The sequence below is a fragment of the Nocardioides sp. DN36 genome (genome assembly GCF_055380375.1).
Genome location: NZ_AP043823.1, coordinates 2,005,821 through 2,023,007, shown reverse-complemented (window position 1 = coordinate 2,023,007; position 17,187 = coordinate 2,005,821). Strand labels below are relative to the sequence as shown.

Genomic DNA, 17,187 nt, shown 5'->3' with positions numbered 1-17,187 from the left:
CGGGCACGGCTCAGATCCCGAGGTCGGCCCTCCGCAGCCGCGCCACCCGCTCGGCCGGCCCGTCGAGCCGGATGTCGGCCACCCGGTTCCGGCCGAAGAGCAGCAGCACGATCTCGGAGGGCAGCCCGGTCACCACGACCGGGTCGTCCCCGCGCCGGAGCACTACAGTGGCCCCGGTGTCGGTGCGGCGCAGCTGCACCGGCACGCCGGCCGGCCGCACCAGGCCACGACCGGCGACCTTGATCGCCGACCACAGCCGGGACTGGTCGCGCTGGTCGAGCTCGCGGGCCTCCCAGCCGGGCTGCGCGCGCCGGAGGTCCTCGTGGTGCACGAAGTACTCCAGGGTGTTCAGGAGCCGGTCCACGGGTGGGAGGGCGTACGGCGTGAACAGCGGGTGGCGCAGCTTCTCGACCAGCACGGCGAAGTCCGCCCGGCACACCTTCGCCATCTCGTGCTCGGCGAGCCCCTCGAGGCGGGGGAGGGCGATCCCGAGCGCACCGAGGGGACGGTTCTCGCGCACCAGCAGGTGCGCGACGAGGTCCTTGGCGTCCCAGCCGTCGCACAGCGTCGGTGCGTCCTCGCCGAGAGCCAGCGCGGTGTCGCAGAGGGCGCGCCGTTCACGCCGGGCGAGGGAGGGGGTGCTCATGGTCGTGAGCATAGGTCGATGCCCCGCCGCGGACCGTGCGTGATTCGCTGGGTGTCGGTGACGGCGAATAGCCTGAGCCGGTGACAGACGTTCGGGTGAGGCGGCGCGGGTCGACGACGCGCGAGGGGTTCGCGGTGCTCGGCGTCGCGATCCGTCGGGAGCCCTGGATCTTCACGGTCTCCACCATCGGCAGCCTGCTGTTCGGCGCGCTCACCGTGGCCGACGCGTGGGTGCTCGGCTGGTCGACCGACCACGTGGTGCTGCCGGCGTTCGAGCAGGGCAGCATCGACGCGAGCCTGCTGTGGGCGGTGCTCGCGCTCTTCCTCGGCGTCGCGATCCTGCGTGCCGTCGGCATCGTGGCGCGCCGCCTGGGCGCCGGTGTCATGCAGTACCGCATGCAGGCGCACACCCGCCGCGCCGTGACCCGGCAGTACCTCTCCCTCCCCATGGAGTGGCACCAGCGCCACCCGACCGGACAGCTGCTCTCCAACGCGAACGCCGACGTCGAGGCCGCCTGGGGACCGATCGCGCCGCTGCCGATGGCGGTCGGCACCCTCGCGATGATGGTGATCGCCATCGCCCAGATGTTCTTCGCCGACGTGGTCCTGGCCCTGGTCGGCCTGCTCGTCTTCCCGGCGGTCATCGTCGCCAACCTCGACTACCAGCGGCTCGCGTCTCCGCTGATGACGCGTGCCCAGCAGCTGCGCGCCGAGGTCAGCGAGATCGCCCACGAGTCCTTCGACGGCGCCCTCGTGGTCAAGACCCTCGGGCGCGAGGAGGAGGAGACGCGGCGGTTCGCCGACCGGGCCCACGAGCTGCGCGACGTCAACATCCGGGCCGGCCGGGTGCGCGCGGCGTTCGACCCCATCCTGGCGGCGCTGCCCAGCGCCGGCGTGCTCGTCGTCCTCGCGGTGGGCGTCTCCCGGGTCCTGAACGGCGCCACCGACGCCGGTGACGTGGTCACGGTCGCCTACCTGCTCACCATCGTCTCCTTCCCGATCCGCTCCATCGGCTGGCTGCTCGGGGAGTTCCCCCGCAGCGTCGTCGGCTTCCGCCGGGTGACCGCCGTGCTGGAGGCGACCGGCGAGATGCAGTACGGCGACCGGTTCCTGGACCGCGACGCGGGCGGCGCCCGGCTCGTCGTCGACGGCCTGACCTACGCCCACGACCCGGAGCAGGGGCTGCTCGAGGACCTCACCTTCGAGGTCGAGCCGGGCCGCACGGTGGCGCTGGTCGGCGCCACGGCCTCCGGCAAGAGCACGATCACCACCCTGATGACCCGACTCGTCGACCCCGACGCCGGCCGGATCCTGCTCGACGGCACCGACCTGCGCGACCTGGCCCGCGGCGAGCTCGCCCGCTCGGTGGCGATCGTGCCGCAGACCGCGTTCCTCTTCGACGACACCGTGCGCGGCAACGTCACCCTCGGGGCCGACGTCTCCGACGAGGAGGTGTGGGCCGCGCTGCGTGCCGCCCAGGCGGACGGTTTCGTCGCCGCGCTGCCCGAGGGGCTCGACACCCGGCTGGGGGAGCGCGGCACCTCCCTGTCCGGGGGCCAGCGCCAGCGGATCTCCCTGGCCCGGGCGCTCGTGCGCCGGCCGCGGCTGCTGATCCTCGACGACGCCACGTCCGCGGTCGACCCGGAGGTGGAGGCGCGGATCCTCGAGGCGCTGCGCTCCGGCGACACCGGGGCCACCCTGGTGGTGGTCGCCTACCGCAAGGCCACGATCGGGCTCGCCGACGAGGTGGTCCACCTCGAGGGCGGACGGATCGTCGACCGCGGCACCCACCAGGAGCTGCTGCGCCGCAGCCCGTCGTACGCACGGCTCGTCAACGCCTACGAGCACTCCGAGCACCCCGAGGCGCTGCCGGACCACTCCGGCGAGCTGGCAGGAGACACCCAGTGACCGCCACGACCAGCGAGCGCACCAGCGGCACCCGGATGGACTCCGGTGAGGAGATCGCCGCGATCGAGACGATCCGCCGGGGCGTCGCCTTCTCCCCGGAGCTCAAGGAAGGGATCGGCTGGACCCTGGTGCTCGCGGTGCTCGCCTCCGTGGGCCAGGTGATCGTGCCGATCGCGGTCCAGCAGACGCTCGACCGCGGCCTGAACGGCCCGGACGGCCCCGACGTGCGTTTCACCGTGCTGATGGGCGTCGCGGCCTTCGTCGGGCTGATGGTGACCAGCTGGGCGTCGTACGCCATGACCAGCCGGCTGTTCACCGCCTCGGAGAAGGGGCTGGCGACGCTGCGGATCAAGGCGTTCCGCCACGTCCACGACCTGCCGCTGCTCACCCAGAACACCGAGCGCCGCGGCGCGCTGGTGGCGCGGGTGACCAGCGACGTCGACCAGGTCAGCCAGTTCCTCGTCTTCGGCGGCCTGATCTTCGTGGTCAGCATCGGCCAGATGCTCGTCGCCACGATCATCATGCTGGTCTACAGCTGGCAGCTCGCGATCGTGGTGTGGGTCTGCTTCGCGCCGCTCTTCCTCTCGCTGCGCTACTTCCAGCGCAAGCTCTCCGACGCCTACGGCACGGTCCGCCGCCAGGTCGGCCTGCTCCTCTCGGCGGTCTCCGAGCCGGTGGTGGGCGCGGCGGTCGTCCGGTCGTACGCCGTCGAGGACCGCACCCAGCGCCGGATCGACGACGCGATCGAGGCCCACAAGGCCGCGAGCACCCGCGCCCAGGGCTTCACGGCTTTCTCGTTCTCCCTCGGCGGGGTTTCCGCCGGCCTCGCGAACGCCGGCGTGCTCATCGTGGGCATCTGGCTCGGGTTCGCCGGCGACATCACGGCCGGCAAGGTGCTGGCGTTCGCGTTCCTGGTGACCCTGTTCGTCGGTCCGGTCCAGATGGGCACCCAGATCCTCACCGACGCGCAGAACGCCATCGCCGGGTGGCGACGGGTGATCGGCATCCTCGACACCCCCGCCGACCTCGTCGACCCCGGGCCCGAGGGCGAGACCCTGCCCCGCGGGCCCATCGACGTCCGCTTCGAGGACGTCACCTTCGCCTACCCGGGCGGGCCGCCGGTCCTGCGGGACGTCACCCTCGACATCGCCGCGGGCACCCGCGTGGCGATCGTGGGCGAGACCGGCTCCGGCAAGTCCACGTTCGCCAAGCTGCTCACCCGGCTGATGGACCCCTCCCAGGGGCGGGTCCTGCTCGACGGGGTCGACGTGAGCACGATCGCGCACTCCTCGCTGCGGCGCGGCGTGGTGCTGGTGCCGCAGGAGGGCTTCCTCTTCGACGACACGCTGCTCGCCAACGTCCGCTACGGACGACTGGACGCGGTCGAGGCCGACGTCCTGGCCAGCGCCGACGAGCTCGGCCTGGGTGACTGGCTGGCCGGCCTGCCCGCGGGGCTCGCGACGCGCGTGGGCCAGCGCGGGGAGTCGCTGTCGGCCGGCGAACGACAGCTGGTCGCGCTGCTGCGGGCCCACCTCGCCGACCCGGACCTGCTGGTGCTCGACGAGGCCACCAGCGCCGTCGACCCGGCCCTGGAGATGCGGATCGGCCGCGCGCTCGAGCGCCTGATGAGCGGCCGGACCTCGGTCACCATCGCGCACCGGATGTCGACCGCCGAGAACGCCGACGAGGTGGTCGTCGTCGACAAGGGCCGCATCGTCCAGCGCGGCCCCCACCGCGAGCTGGTCCAGCAGCAGGGCAGCGTCTACGCCGGTCTCCACGCCTCCTGGGTGGCCCAGCAGGGCGCCTGATCGTCGAGCTGGGCCGAAATCAGCGTTGAGCTGGGCCTTGTTCGGTGGGCGGTTGTCGCCCGCATCGAATCCGGCCCAGTTCGACACCGCATCCGGCCCAGTTCGACACCGAATCGGGCCCATCTCAACAGGCCCGCGATACTGGGAGGGTGACTTCCCTCGACCCCGCCATCGCCGGCCGACTGAAGCGTTCCCCCGACGGGCTGGTGCCCGCCGTGGTGCAGCAGCACGACACCGGCGAGGTGCTGATGCTCGGCTGGATGGACGACGAGGCGCTGGCGCGGACGCTCACGACCGGCCGGGCGACGTACTGGAGCCGGTCCCGGCAGGAGTACTGGATCAAGGGCGAGACCTCCGGCCACGTGCAGCGGGTCAAGGAGGTCCGGCTCGACTGCGACGGCGACACCATCCTGCTCCGCGTCGACCAGGAGGGCGTGGCCTGCCACACCGGCGACCGCACCTGCTTCGACGCCGACGTGCTGCTGGCGAGCGCCGATGACTGACCCCGAGACCGCAGGCGAGACCGCACCGGACACGGAGCCCACCTCGGAGCCCACCCCGGATCCCACCTCGACGCCTGCCCCGGGACCGCGCGACCCGGCGCGCCGTACGTTCGGGCCGGTCGTCCTCCTCGGCCTGGCCGGCGCCGGCCTGGCCGCGGTCGCCGGCAACAAGCCCTGGGCGCACGCGGAGGGTGGCTCCGCGGGCCAGCTCTCCTCGCTCGCCCTGTCGGTCGACTCCGGCAAGGCCCCGGCCGCCGGCGCCCTGGCACTGGTGGTGCTCGCGTGCTGGGGGGTGGTGCTGGTCACCCGCGGCCGGGTCCGACGGGCCGTCGCGCTGCTGGGTGCGGTCGCCTCGCTCGGCACCATCGCCGCGGTCGTCGCCGGGTGGTCGTCGGTGGTCGACTCGCTCCGCTCGGACTACGCCGCGGTCGGCATCACCGACGTCACGGTCTCCCACACGGGATGGTTCTGGGCAGCCGCGGCGGGAGCGGTGCTGTCGCTGGTGGCGACGGTGCTGGCCGTCCGCTGGGCGCCGGCCTGGCCGGAGATGGGCAGCAGGTACGACGCCCCCGCGGGCGGGCGTCCCGCGGCGGCGGTCGCGCCCGAGGAGCAGTCCAACCTCGAGCTCTGGAAGGCGATCGACGAGGGTCGTGACCCCACGGCCGGACCGATCGCCGAGGGTCGCGACCCGGGGGCCGGAACGGCTGAATAGACTGTGTCCCGCACGACCGACCCCCGCGTTTCGAGGAGCCTGCATGTCTGACAACCACGGCAACACCCCCGCAGCCTGGAGTGCTGTCGCGGTCGCGCTGCTCGGCTTCGTCGTGGGGGGAGTCGGTCTGATGCTGGACCCGATCAGCATGACGGTCTTCTGGGTCGGCGTGGCGCTCTGCGTCGCCTCGCTGGTCGTCTACGTCGTGATGGCCAAGATGGGCCTGAACGCCTCCAGCCACTGACCGTCGCCCGACGGGAGAGCCCGTGACCCTGCCTGTGACCGGCGCCACCGCACCGCCGCCGCTCGCGCGGCCCGGTCGCCTGCAGCGGCTGTCCCTGCCGCTGGCGGCGGGCGCGCTGGCCGTGGCCGGCACGGTGGCGCTCCACCTGCGTGATCCCCACACCTCCGGTTCGTGGGGTTTCTGCCCGGTCGCGCTGCTCGGGCTCAGCTGCCCGTTCTGCGGCAGCCTGCGGGCGGTCAACGACCTCACCCACCTCGACCTGGCCGCGGCCGCGTCGAGCAACCTGCTGCTGGTGGCGGCCGCGCCGGTCGTCGTGGCGCTGTGGGCGCGGCGCCTCGTGGCCTGCTGGCGCGGGGGAGCGGTGGTGGCGCCGGTGCGCGTCCCACGCGCGACCTGGCTCGCGTTCGTCGCGGTGCTGGCGGTCTTCACGGTCGCTCGCAACCTGCCGATGGGCGGCTGGCTCGCCCCCTGAGCCCCCGCGCCCACGCTCACCGTCCGGGTGAGAGGCTTGTCCCCACACCCTCGTACCGACCAGGAGGTCCCATGTCCGTGCTCGACGACATCGTCGCCGGCGTGCGGACGGACCTCGCCGCGCGCGAGTCCGAGACCCGCCTGGCCGACCTGCGCGCCGCGCTCGCCGACGTGGATCCGCCCCGCGACCCGATGCCGCACTTCCGCGCGCCCGGATCGAGCGTGATCGCCGAGGTCAAGCGACGCAGCCCCAGCAAGGGGGACCTGGCCGACATCCCGGACCCGGCCCGCCTCGCCGCGGCGTACTCCGCCGGCGGGGCCGGCGCGATCAGCGTGCTCACCGAGCAGCGCCGGTTCGGCGGCAGCCTCGACGACCTGCGCGCGGTGCGGGCCGCGGTGGACACCCCGATCCTGCGCAAGGACTTCATCGTCACCGAGTACCAGCTCGTCGAGGCCCGCGCCGCCGGCGCCGACCTCGCGCTGCTCATCGTGGCCGCGCTGGCCGACGACGAGCTGCGCCGGCTGTACGACGTGGCCGGCGAGCTCGGCCTGACCGTGCTCGTCGAGGTCCACGACGAGCCCGAGACCGAGCGCGCGGTCGCCCTGGGCGCGGAGCTGGTCGGTGTCAACGCGCGCAACCTCAAGACCCTCGCCGTCGACGGCGAGACCTTCGGCCGGCTGGCGCCCCTGATCCCGGACGACCGGGTCAAGGTGGCGGAGTCGGGCATCTTCGGCCGCGACGACGTGGTCCGCTTCGTCTCCGAGGGCGCCCGTGCGGTGCTCGTGGGCGAGGCGCTGGTCAAGGACGGGGACCCCGAGCAGGCCGTGCGAGCCATGACAGGAGTGCAGGCATGACGACCAACGTGGAGAGGCCGACCAGCTACGACGCGGACGCCCAGGGCTGGTTCGGTGGACCCGAGGCGGGGTGGGGCGGCCGCTTCATGCCCGAGGCCCTCGTGGCGGCCCTCGACGAGCTCACCGTCGCCTGGCACGACGCCATGGCCGACCCGACCTTCGTCGCGGAGTTCGACGCGATCCTGCGCGACTACGCCGGCCTGCCCAGCCCGCTCTACCTCGCCGAGCGGCTCAGCGAGAAGGTCGGCGCCCGGATCCTGCTCAAGCGCGAGGACCTCAACCACACCGGCGCCCACAAGATCCGCAACGTGCTCGGCCAGGCCCTCCTGACCAAGCGGATGGGCAAGACCCGCGTCATCGCCGAGACCGGCGCCGGCCAGCACGGCGTCGCCAGCGCGACCGCGGCGGCCTACTTCGGCCTCGACTGCACCGTCTACATGGGCGCGGTCGACACCCGTCGGCAGGCGCTCAACGTCGCCCGCATGCACCTGCTCGGCGCCAAGGTCGTCCCGGTCGAGTCGGGCAGCGCCACGCTCAAGGACGCGATCAACGAGGCGCTGCGCGACTGGGTCGCCAGCGTCGACCACACGGCGTACCTCTTCGGCACCGCGGCCGGGCCGCACCCGTTCCCCAGCATGGTCCGCGACTTCACCCGCGGCATCGGCGACGAGGCCCGGCAGCAGTGCCTGGACCGGTACGGCCGGCTGCCCGACGCCATCGCGGCGTGCGTGGGTGGGGGGTCGAACGCGATCGGCCTGTTCACCGCGTTCCTCGACGACCCCGAGGTCGCGATCTACGGCTTCGAGCCGGGCGGCGAGGGCGTCGACACCCCGCGGCACGCGGCCACCATCCACGCCGGCGCCAAGGGCGTCCTGCACGGCGCCCGCACCTACGTCCTGCAGGACGAGGACGGCCAGACCATCGAGTCCCACTCGATCTCCGCCGGCCTGGACTACCCGGGGGTCGGGCCCCAGCACGCCCACCTCGCCGCGACCGGGCGGGCGACGTACCTGCCCGTCACCGACGACGAGGCGATGCAGGCCATGGCGCTGCTGAGCCGCACCGAGGGCATCATCCCGGCGATCGAGTCCGCGCACGCGGTCGCCGGCGCGCTCCGGGTGGCCGAGCGGCTCGCGGCCGAGAAGGGTCCCGAGGCGACCATCCTCATCAACCTCTCGGGTCGCGGGGACAAGGACATGGGCACCGCGATCGAGTACTTCGGGCTCGGTGACCCCGACCAGGTCACCGAGGAGCCCGTGGGCGAGCCCGAGGAGGGTGAGGCGTGAGCACCGCACTGGCGTTCGAGAAGGCCAGGGCCGACGGCCGGGCAGCACTGGTCGGCTACCTCCCGGCCGGCTTCCCCGACGTCGCCGGCGGCATCGACGCGCTCCGGGCGATGGTCGACGCCGGGTGCGACGTGATCGAGGTCGGCCTGCCCTACAGCGACCCGGTGATGGACGGCCCCACGATCCAGGCGGCGGCGCAGCAGGCGCTCGACCTCGGCGTGCGGACCACCGACGTGCTGCGCACCGTCGAGGCGGTCGCCGCCACCGGCACACCCACCGTCGTGATGACCTACTGGAACCCCGTGGAGAGCTACGGACGCGCCAGCGGCCGGAGACATCAGGAGAGTGGCGTCGAGCGGTTCGCCGCCGACCTGGCCAGCGCCGGGGGAGCGGGTCTGATCACCCCCGACCTCACCCCCGACAGCGGCGGCGAGTGGATCGCGGCGGCCGACCGGCACGACCTCGACAAGATCTTCCTGGTGGCGCCGTCCTCGACCGACGAGCGCATCGCCATGACCACCGCGGCCTGCCGCGGCTTCGTCTACGCCACCGCGGTGATGGGCGTGACCGGCGCCCGGGCCACTACCAGCGACCTCGCCGGCCCGCTGGTCGAGCGCACCCGTCGGCACACGTCGCTGCCGATCGGTGTCGGCCTCGGCGTCAGCAACGGCGACCAGGCAGCGGAGGTGGCGTCGTACGCCGACGGCGTGATCGTCGGCTCGGCGTTCGTGCGCACCCTGCTGGACCACCCCGACGACCGGGCGGCGGGCCTGCGCTCGCTCCGGGCCCTCACCGAGGACCTCGCCGCCGGCGTGCGTCGTGCGTAGGGGGCCGGGGCGGCGCGCCCTCGCGACGGTCCTCGGCGTCGGCCTGCTCGCGCTGGCCGGGTGCGGCGGGGAGGCCTCGTCGGCCGGCGGTTTCAACGGCAACCGCCTCGACCCGCCGTTCGAGGTCTCCGGCATCCCGCTGACCGACACGAGCGGCGCGTCGTACTCCCTCACGAAGAGCACCGACAAGCCGCTCACCCTCGTCTTCTTCGGCTACACCCACTGCCCCGACATCTGCGGGGTGGTCATGGCCAACCTCGCCTCGGCGATGACCCGGCTCAGTGACGCCGACCGGGAGCGGGTCGACGTGGTCTACGTGACCACCGACCCCGCCCGGGACACCGAGACGGTGCTGGCCCGCTACCTCGAGCACGTGGACCCGGACTTCGTCGGCCTGACGGGCGACCTCGCCGACATCGTCAAGATCGGCAAGCCGCTGGGTGTCGGCGTGACCCAGGGCAAGAAGCTGCCCTCCGGGGGGTACGACGTCACGCACGGCACGACCATCACCGGCATCGACAGCCACGACGAGGCGCCCGTCTACTGGTCCCAGGAGACGTCGGCCGCGCAGTTCGCCCAGGACATCCACACGCTGCTCGCCCAGGGGGACTGACCCATGCTCACGGCGCTCTCGATCCCCAGCCCCTCGCAGGGCGTGTGGTACCTCGGCCCGCTGCCGGTCCGCGGCTACGCGCTCTGCATCATCCTCGGCATCGTCGCGGCCATCTGGATCGGCGAGCGGCGCTGGGTGGCCCGCGGGGGACGTGCGGGAGAGGTCAGCGACCTCGCGGTCTGGGCGGTGCCGTTCGGGCTGGTGGGCGGCCGGCTCTACCACGTGCTGACCGACCACGACCTGTACTTCGGCGAGGGCAAGCACCCCATCGAGGCGCTCTACGTGTGGCGTGGCGGGCTCGGCGTCTGGGGTGCGATCGCGATGGGCGCGCTGGGCGTCTACATCGGCGCCCGCCGCAAGGGGATCCGGCTGCTGCCGGTCCTCGACGCGATGGCGCCCGGAGTCCTGGTCGCCCAGGCCCTCGGGCGCTGGGGCAACTGGTTCAACCAGGAGCTGTTCGGCAAGCCGACCGACCTCCCGTGGGGCCTCGAGATCTCGCCCGACAACCGACCCGTCGGCTACTTCGACTACCAGACCTTCCACCCGACGTTCCTCTACGAGTGCCTGTGGGACCTCGGCGCGTTCGGCTTCGTCGTGTGGGCGGACCGCAAGTTCCGGCTCGGCCACGGTCGGGTGGTCGCGCTCTACGTGATGGCCTACACCGCCGGCCGGGGCTGGATCGAGATGCTGCGCATCGACGACGTGGAGCTCAAGGACGTCGGCGGGCTGCGGTTCAACGTCTGGACCTCGATCGTGCTGTTCGTCGCCGCCGCGATCTACTTCGTGGTCAGCACCCGGCGCCACCCCGGACGCGAGACCGAGGTCTACCGGCCCGGGCACGAGCCGGAGCCGGCCGAGGTGTCCGACGAGCCCCGGAAGACGCCCGGCACGGTCGACTGACCGGCGCCGGAAGCGGGGCCGCAGGCGGGACCGGACGGGGCTGTCCGTCAGGGGAACAGCCGGTGCTGCGGGGTCGAACTCGGTGGTAGCCTGAGGCCTCCGCTAGGGCCAATGTCGTCCCCTGCAACGCCTGACGCTGCATCTCACTTGCACGGCCGAACCGCCGGTCCGCCTTCCGGGGCAACCCGGGGGACGCGCCGGCACGACGACGGGAGAATGCCCGGTGCCCTACCAGCACGCATTCCCGCCGCCCCAGGGTCTCTACGACGCCAGCCACGAGCACGACGCCTGTGGCGTGGCCTTCGTCGCGACCCTGACCGGCAACGCCAGTCACGACATCGTGGCCAAGGCGCTCACCGCGCTCCGCAACCTCGACCACCGCGGCGCCGCGGGAGCCGAGCCCAACTCCGGCGACGGTGCCGGCATCCTCATGCAGGTCCCCGACGCGTTCCTGCGCGAGGTGACCCGTGAGGCGGGCTTCGAGCTGCCCGCGCCGTCCTCGTACGCCGTGGGCACGGCGTTCCTGCCCGGCGACGACGGGCAGGTGGCCAAGACCCGCCGGCAGATCGAGGAGATCGCCGCCGAGGAGGGCCTCGCGGTCCTGGGCTGGCGCGACGTACCCACCAACCCCGACATCCTGGGCGCCACCGCGCTGGGCGTGATGCCGGCCTTCAGCCAGCTGTTCGTCGCCGGTGCCGGCTCCCGCCTGACCGGGATGGCGCTGGAGCGCCTGGCGTTCTGCCTGCGCAAGCGCGCCGAGCGCGAGACCGAGGTCTACTTCCCGTCGCTGTCGTCGCGCACGCTCGCCTACAAGGGCATGCTCACGACCGACCAGCTCGACAACTTCTTCCCCGACCTCACCGACGAGCGGATCGCCTCGGCGATGGCCGTGGTGCACAGCCGCTTCTCGACGAACACGTTCCCGAGCTGGCCGCTGGCCCACCCGTTCCGCTTCATCGCCCACAACGGCGAGATCAACACGGTGATGGGCAACCGCAACTGGATGCGGGCCCGCGAGGCGCTGCTGAAGTCCGACCTGATCCCGGGCGACCTCGAGCGGCTCTACCCGATCTGCACCCAGGGCGCCTCGGACTCCGCGTCGTTCGACGAGGTGCTCGAGCTGCTGCACATGGGCGGTCGCTCGCTGCCGCACTCGGTGCTGATGATGATCCCGGAGGCGTGGGAGAACCACGCCGAGATGGACGCGAAGCGCCGCGCGTTCTACGAGTTCCACTCCTCGATGATGGAGCCGTGGGACGGACCGGCCTGCGTGGTCTTCACAGACGGCTCCCAGATCGGCGCGGTCCTCGACCGCAACGGCCTGCGCCCCTCGCGCTACTGGGTCACCGACGACGGGCTGGTCGTGCTGGCCTCCGAGGTCGGCGTGCTCGACCTCGACCCGGCCACGATCGTGCGCAAGGGCCGGCTGCAGCCGGGCCGGATGTTCCTCGTCGACACCGACGAGCACCGCATCATCGAGGACGAGGAGGTCAAGGCCGGCCTCGCCGCGGAGCACCCGTACGACGAGTGGCTGCACGCCGGCCTGATCCACCTCGACGACATCCCCGAGCGTGAGCACGTCGTGCACACCCACGCGTCGGTGACGCGGCGCCAGCAGGTCTTCGGCTACACCGAGGAGGAGCTGCGGGTCCTGCTCACCCCGATGGCGAACACCGGGGCCGAGCCGATCGGGTCGATGGGCACCGACACGCCCATCGCGGCGCTCAGCGAGAAGCCACGGCTGCTGTTCGACTACTTCGCGCAGCTGTTCGCGCAGGTCACCAACCCGCCGCTGGACGCGATCCGCGAGGAGCTCGTCACCTCGCTCAACGGCACCATCGGCCCGGAGGCCAACCTGCTCCAGCCGACGCCCGCGTCGTGCCGCCAGGTCGTCCTGCCGTTCCCGGTCATCTCCAACGACGACCTGGCCAAGATCCGGCACATCAACCGCGACGGCGACATGCCGGGCTTCATCACCCACGTCGCGCGCGGCCTGTACGACGTCGAGGGCGGCGGCGAGGCGATGGCGGCCCGGATCGACGAGATCTGTGCCGAGGTGTCCGAGGCGATCGCCGGCGGCGCCCGCATCATCGTGCTCTCCGACCGGCACTCCACCGCGGAGCTGGCGCCGATCCCGTCGCTGCTGCTCACCGGTGCGGTCCACCACCACCTGGTGCGGGAGAAGACCCGCACCCAGGTGGGGCTGCTGGTCGAGGCCGGCGACGTGCGCGAGGTGCACCACGTGGCGCTGCTGGTCGGCTACGGCGCGGCCGCGGTGAACCCCTACCTGGCCATGGAGTCGGTGGAGGACCTCGCCCGCGAGGCCCACTACGTCAAGACGGACGGCGAGAAGGCCGTCGCGAACCTGATCAAGGCGCTCGGCAAGGGTGTGCTGAAGGTGATGTCCAAGATGGGCGTCTCCACCGTGGCCTCCTACACCGGCGCACAGATCTTCGAGGCGGTCGGCCTGTCGCAGGCGGTGGTCGACCGGTACTTCACCGGCACCACCTCCAAGCTCGGGGGCATCGACCTGGACACGATCGCCGAGGAGGTCGCGCGGCGCCACGCCACGGCGTACCCCCGCGGCGGCATCGCGCCGGCGCACCGCGAGCTGGCCATCGGCGGCGAGTACCAGTGGCGCCGTGAGGGCGAGCCGCACCTGTTCGACCCCGAGACCGTGTTCCGGCTCCAGCACGCCACACGCACCGGCCGCTACGACGTCTTCAAGCAGTACACCCAGCGCGTCGACGAGCAGTCGCAGCGGCTGATGACGCTGCGCGGCCTGTTCCGCTTCAAGGATCGGCCCTCGATCCCGATCGAGGAGGTCGAGCCGGTCTCGGAGATCGTCAAGCGGTTCTCCACCGGCGCGATGTCCTACGGCTCGATCAGCCAGGAGGCGCACGAGACCCTCGCGGTCGCCATGAACCGGCTGGGCGCGAAGTCCAACACCGGCGAGGGCGGCGAGGACCCGGACCGTCTCCACGACCCCGAGCGCCGCAGCGCGATCAAGCAGGTCGCGTCCGGCCGCTTCGGCGTCACCTCGGAGTACCTCACCAACTCCGACGACATCCAGATCAAGATGGCGCAGGGCGCGAAGCCCGGCGAGGGCGGCCAGCTGCCCGGCCACAAGGTCTACCCGTGGGTGGCCCGGACCCGGCACTCCACGCCGGGTGTCGGCCTGATCAGCCCGCCGCCGCACCACGACATCTACTCGATCGAGGACCTGGCGCAGCTGATCCACGACCTGAAGAACGCCAACCCGCAGGCCCGCGTCCACGTGAAGCTGGTCTCCGAGGTCGGCGTCGGCACGGTCGCGACGGGTGTGTCCAAGGCGCACGCCGACGTGGTGCTGATCTCCGGCCACGACGGCGGCACCGGCGCCTCGCCGCTGACCTCGCTCAAGCACGCCGGTGGTCCCTGGGAGCTCGGCCTCGCCGAGACCCAGCAGACCCTGCTGCTCAACGGCCTGCGCGACCGGATCGTGGTGCAGACCGACGGGCAGCTCAAGACCGGTCGCGACGTCGTCATCGCGGCGCTGCTCGGCGCCGAGGAGTACGGCTTCGCCACCGCGCCGCTGGTGGTCTCGGGCTGCATCATGATGCGGGTCTGCCACCTCGACACCTGCCCCGTGGGTGTCGCGACGCAGAACCCGGTCCTGCGCGAGCGCTACACCGGCAAGGCCGAGTTCGTCGTGAACTTCTTCGAGTACATCGCCGAGGAGGTCCGCGAGCTGCTGGCCGAGCTCGGCTTCCGCACGCTCGAGGAGGCCATCGGCCAGGTCGACGTCCTCGACATCGCCGAGGCGGTGGACCACTGGAAGGCCGCCGGGCTCGACCTGTCGCCGATCCTGCACAAGCCCGAGCTCCCCGAGGGGGCCGCGCTGCGGAACACGACGGGGCAGGACCACGGCCTCGAGCGGTCGCTGGACGTCACCGAGCTGGTCCCGCTGGCGCAGGACGCGCTCGAGAGGGGCGAGCCGGTCCGGGCCCAGGTCGCGATCCGCAACGTCAACCGGACCGTCGGCACGATCCTCGGTCACGAGGTGACCAAGCGGTACGCCGGCGAGGGCCTCCCGGACGGCACGATCGACATCACGTTCACCGGCTCCGCCGGCCAGTCGTTCGGCGCGTTCGTCCCGAAGGGCATCACGCTGCGGCTCGAGGGCGACGCCAACGACTACGTCGGCAAGGGGCTCTCGGGCGGCCGGATCGTCGTACGCCCCGACCGGGCAGCGACCTTCGACGCGCGCGAGCAGATCATCGCCGGCAACGTCATCGGGTACGGCGCCACCTCGGGCGAGATCTTCCTGCGCGGGGTCGTCGGTGAGCGCTTCTGCGTCCGCAACTCCGGCGCCCGCGCGGTCGTCGAGGGCGTGGGCGACCACGGCTGCGAGTACATGACCGGCGGCATCGTGGTGATCCTCGGCCCGACGGGCCGCAACTTCGCCGCGGGCATGTCCGGTGGCTATGCGTTCGTGCTGGACCTCGACGAGGGCCGGGTCAACCACGAGCTGGTCGACCTGAACAAGGTCGAGGGCGACGCGGTCGACGAGCTGCACGCGCTGGTGACCCGCCACCTCGAGGAGACCGGGTCGACCGTCGCCGAGGAGCTGCTGGCCGACTGGCCGGCCGCCGTCGCGCGGTTCACCGAGGTCATGCCCAGTGACTACAAGCGGGTCCTCGACGCTCGCGCCGAGGCCCTCGAGGAGGGGCTCGACGAGGAGCAGGCCGCGGCCCGGATCATGGAGGTGCTCCATGGCTGAGCGAGGCGCGGAGACGGACTTCCAGCACAGCATGGTGGGCGGTTGCTCGCCGACGAAGGAGGCCTGCCATGGCTGACCCCAAGGGTTTTCTGAAGAAGGGCCGGGAGGTCGCCGAGCGGCGACCGGTCGACGAGCGGGTCCGGGACTGGAACGAGGTCTACCCCGGGAGCGCGGGGCGGGCGCTGCTGCCGATCATCACCGAGCAGGCTGGTCGCTGCATGGACTGCGGCATCCCGTTCTGCCACCAGGGCTGCCCGCTCGGGAACATCATCCCGGAGTGGAACGACCTGGTCTGGCGCGACGACTGGGAGGGCGCGATCGAGCGCCTGCACGCAACCAACAACTTCCCGGAGTTCACCGGTCGCCTCTGCCCGGCCCCGTGCGAGACCGCCTGCGTCCTGGGCATCAACCAGGACCCGGTCACCATCAAGAACGTCGAGGTCTCGATCATCGACAAGGCGTGGGAGTCCGGCTTGGTGCGGCCCCAGCCGCCGGAGTGGCTCTCGGGCCGCACGGTCGCGGTGATCGGCTCCGGCCCGGCCGGCCTGGCCGCCGCCCAGCAGCTGACCCGCGCCGGTCACACGGTCGCGGTCTACGAGCGCGCCGACAAGATCGGTGGCCTGCTGCGCTACGGCATCCCCGAGTTCAAGATGGAGAAGCAGCACCTCGACAAGCGCCTCGACCAGATGCGCCGCGAGGGCACCGTCTTCCGCGCCGGCGTCGACGTCGGTGGTGACCTGACCGGGCAGAGCCTCAAGGACCGGTACGACGCCGTCGTGCTGGCCATGGGCTCGACCGAGGCCCGCGACCTGCCGGTCACCGGCCGGGAGCTCGGCGGGATCCACCAGGCGATGGAGTTCCTCCCGCAGGCCAACCGGGTCGCGCTGGGCGAGGCTCTGCCGTTGGAGGAGGGCGAGGCCCAGATCACCGCGGAGGGCAAGCACGTCGTCATCATCGGCGGCGGCGACACCGGCGCGGACTGCCTCGGCACCTCCACGCGCCAGGGCGCGGCCTCGATCACGCAGCTGGAGATCATGCCCGAGCCTCCGGGCCAGCGTCCGGCAGGCCAGCCCTGGCCGACGTACCCCATGGTCTTCCGGGTCTCCTCGGCGCACGAGGAGGCGGGGGAGCGGGTCTACTCCGTCTCCACCCAGGAGTTCCTCGGCGACGAGGACGGCAACGTCCGGGCGCTGCGCCTGGTCGACGTGAAGTTCGAGGGCGGCAAGCTCGTCGAGCTCGAGGGCACCGAGCGGGAGATCCCGGCTGAGCTGGTGCTCTTCGCGATGGGCTTCACCGGGCCGGAGAAGGCGGGACTCGTCGAGCAGCTGGGCGTCGACCTCGACGAGCGCGGCAACATCGCCCGCGACGCGTCGTACATGTCGTCGGTGCCGGGCGTCTTCGTCGCCGGTGACGCGGGCCGCGGCCAGTCGCTGATCGTCTGGGCGATCGCCGAGGGCCGCGCCGCGGCCGCGGCGGTGGACACCTTCCTGACCGGCTCCACCACGCTCCCCGCGCCGATCAGGCCGACCGAGCGCCCGCTGGTCGTCTGAGGTCGGGCTGAATCGCCGGTGCACCGGTGACTCCTGACGTTCTCAGCCGTTGCATCGGCTGAGAACGTCAGGAGCTGGCTGAGAAGTACGTGCTGCAGTGAGT

14 protein-coding genes are annotated in these 17,187 nt (G+C 72.3%); 13 read left to right on the top strand and 1 reads right to left on the bottom strand.

Features of this window, described 5'->3' with window-relative positions:
• Window positions 1–10: 10 nt before the first annotated feature.
• Window positions 11–646, bottom strand: coding sequence for a TIGR03085 family metal-binding protein (locus ACZ43H_RS10585; protein ID WP_464590078.1), 636 nt, complete (start codon window positions 644–646; stop codon window positions 11–13).
• 80 nt (window positions 647–726) lie between these two features.
• Here ACZ43H_RS10585 and ACZ43H_RS10580 point away from each other — a divergent pair, with 80 nt between their 5' ends.
• The 13 genes from ACZ43H_RS10580 (at window position 727) to ACZ43H_RS10520 (ending at window position 17,084) form a co-directional block, all read left to right on the top strand.
• The gene (locus ACZ43H_RS10580) at window positions 727–2,553 is read left to right on the top strand and encodes an ABC transporter ATP-binding protein (protein ID WP_464590076.1); all 1,827 of its coding nucleotides are present in this window, start codon (window positions 727–729) and stop codon (window positions 2,551–2,553) included.
• The gene (locus ACZ43H_RS10575; protein ID WP_464590074.1) at window positions 2,550–4,361 is read left to right on the top strand and encodes an ABC transporter ATP-binding protein; all 1,812 of its coding nucleotides are present in this window, start codon (window positions 2,550–2,552) and stop codon (window positions 4,359–4,361) included. The genes ACZ43H_RS10580 and ACZ43H_RS10575 overlap by 4 nt, the downstream gene beginning before the upstream one ends.
• Window positions 4,362–4,510: 149 nt before the next feature.
• A complete protein-coding gene (gene hisI / locus ACZ43H_RS10570; protein ID WP_464590072.1) occupies window positions 4,511–4,864 on the top strand; it encodes a phosphoribosyl-AMP cyclohydrolase in 354 nt (117 codons plus the stop codon).
• Window positions 4,857–5,576 carry a Trp biosynthesis-associated membrane protein gene (locus ACZ43H_RS10565; RefSeq protein WP_464590070.1) on the top strand — a complete coding sequence of 240 codons (720 nt, stop codon included), beginning with the start codon at window positions 4,857–4,859 and terminating at the stop codon, window positions 5,574–5,576. The genes hisI and ACZ43H_RS10565 overlap by 8 nt, the downstream gene beginning before the upstream one ends.
• Before the next feature lie 43 nt (window positions 5,577–5,619).
• Window positions 5,620–5,820 (top strand): HGxxPAAW family protein, encoded by a 201-nt coding sequence (locus tag ACZ43H_RS10560; RefSeq protein ID WP_464590068.1) that lies wholly within the window; start codon window positions 5,620–5,622, stop codon window positions 5,818–5,820.
• Between the two features lie 22 nt (window positions 5,821–5,842).
• Complete coding sequence (locus ACZ43H_RS10555) at window positions 5,843–6,292, top strand: DUF2752 domain-containing protein (protein WP_464590066.1); 450 nt, start codon at window positions 5,843–5,845, stop codon at window positions 6,290–6,292.
• Window positions 6,293–6,363: 71 nt separating this feature from the next.
• Window positions 6,364–7,146: an indole-3-glycerol phosphate synthase TrpC gene (trpC, locus tag ACZ43H_RS10550; RefSeq protein WP_464590064.1), complete on the top strand. Its 783-nt coding sequence runs from the start codon at window positions 6,364–6,366 to the stop codon at window positions 7,144–7,146.
• The gene (gene trpB / locus ACZ43H_RS10545; RefSeq protein WP_464590062.1) at window positions 7,143–8,432 is read left to right on the top strand and encodes a tryptophan synthase subunit beta; all 1,290 of its coding nucleotides are present in this window, start codon (window positions 7,143–7,145) and stop codon (window positions 8,430–8,432) included. Before trpC ends, trpB begins: the two co-directional genes overlap by 4 nt.
• Window positions 8,429–9,259 (top strand): tryptophan synthase subunit alpha, encoded by an 831-nt coding sequence (gene trpA / locus ACZ43H_RS10540; protein WP_464590060.1) that lies wholly within the window; start codon window positions 8,429–8,431, stop codon window positions 9,257–9,259. The genes trpB and trpA overlap by 4 nt, the downstream gene beginning before the upstream one ends.
• Entirely contained in the window at window positions 9,252–9,872 is a 621-nt protein-coding gene (locus tag ACZ43H_RS10535; RefSeq protein WP_464590058.1) for an SCO family protein, read from the top strand. Before trpA ends, ACZ43H_RS10535 begins: the two co-directional genes overlap by 8 nt.
• A gap of 3 nt (window positions 9,873–9,875) precedes the next feature.
• Entirely contained in the window at window positions 9,876–10,772 is an 897-nt protein-coding gene (lgt, locus tag ACZ43H_RS10530) for a prolipoprotein diacylglyceryl transferase (protein ID WP_464590056.1), read from the top strand.
• Window positions 10,773–10,995: 223 nt separating this feature from the next.
• Window positions 10,996–15,534: a glutamate synthase large subunit gene (gene gltB, locus ACZ43H_RS10525; protein ID WP_464590054.1), complete on the top strand. Its 4,539-nt coding sequence runs from the start codon at window positions 10,996–10,998 to the stop codon at window positions 15,532–15,534.
• A gap of 68 nt (window positions 15,535–15,602) precedes the next feature.
• Window positions 15,603–17,084, top strand: coding sequence for a glutamate synthase subunit beta (locus ACZ43H_RS10520; protein WP_464590051.1), 1,482 nt, complete (start codon window positions 15,603–15,605; stop codon window positions 17,082–17,084).
• Window positions 17,085–17,187: the final 103 nt, after the last annotated feature.

Coding starts and splice junctions, on each gene's coding strand:
- ACZ43H_RS10585 (WP_464590078.1), bottom strand. CDS start 646: ATGAGCACCCCCTCCCTCGCCCGGCGTGAACGGCGCGCCCTCTGCGAC.
- ACZ43H_RS10565 (WP_464590070.1), top strand. CDS start 4,857: ATGACTGACCCCGAGACCGCAGGCGAGACCGCACCGGACACGGAGCCC.
- ACZ43H_RS10560 (WP_464590068.1), top strand. CDS start 5,620: ATGTCTGACAACCACGGCAACACCCCCGCAGCCTGGAGTGCTGTCGCG.
- trpC (WP_464590064.1), top strand. CDS start 6,364: ATGTCCGTGCTCGACGACATCGTCGCCGGCGTGCGGACGGACCTCGCC.
- trpB (WP_464590062.1), top strand. CDS start 7,143: ATGACGACCAACGTGGAGAGGCCGACCAGCTACGACGCGGACGCCCAG.
- lgt (WP_464590056.1), top strand. CDS start 9,876: ATGCTCACGGCGCTCTCGATCCCCAGCCCCTCGCAGGGCGTGTGGTAC.
- ACZ43H_RS10520 (WP_464590051.1), top strand. CDS start 15,603: ATGGCTGACCCCAAGGGTTTTCTGAAGAAGGGCCGGGAGGTCGCCGAG.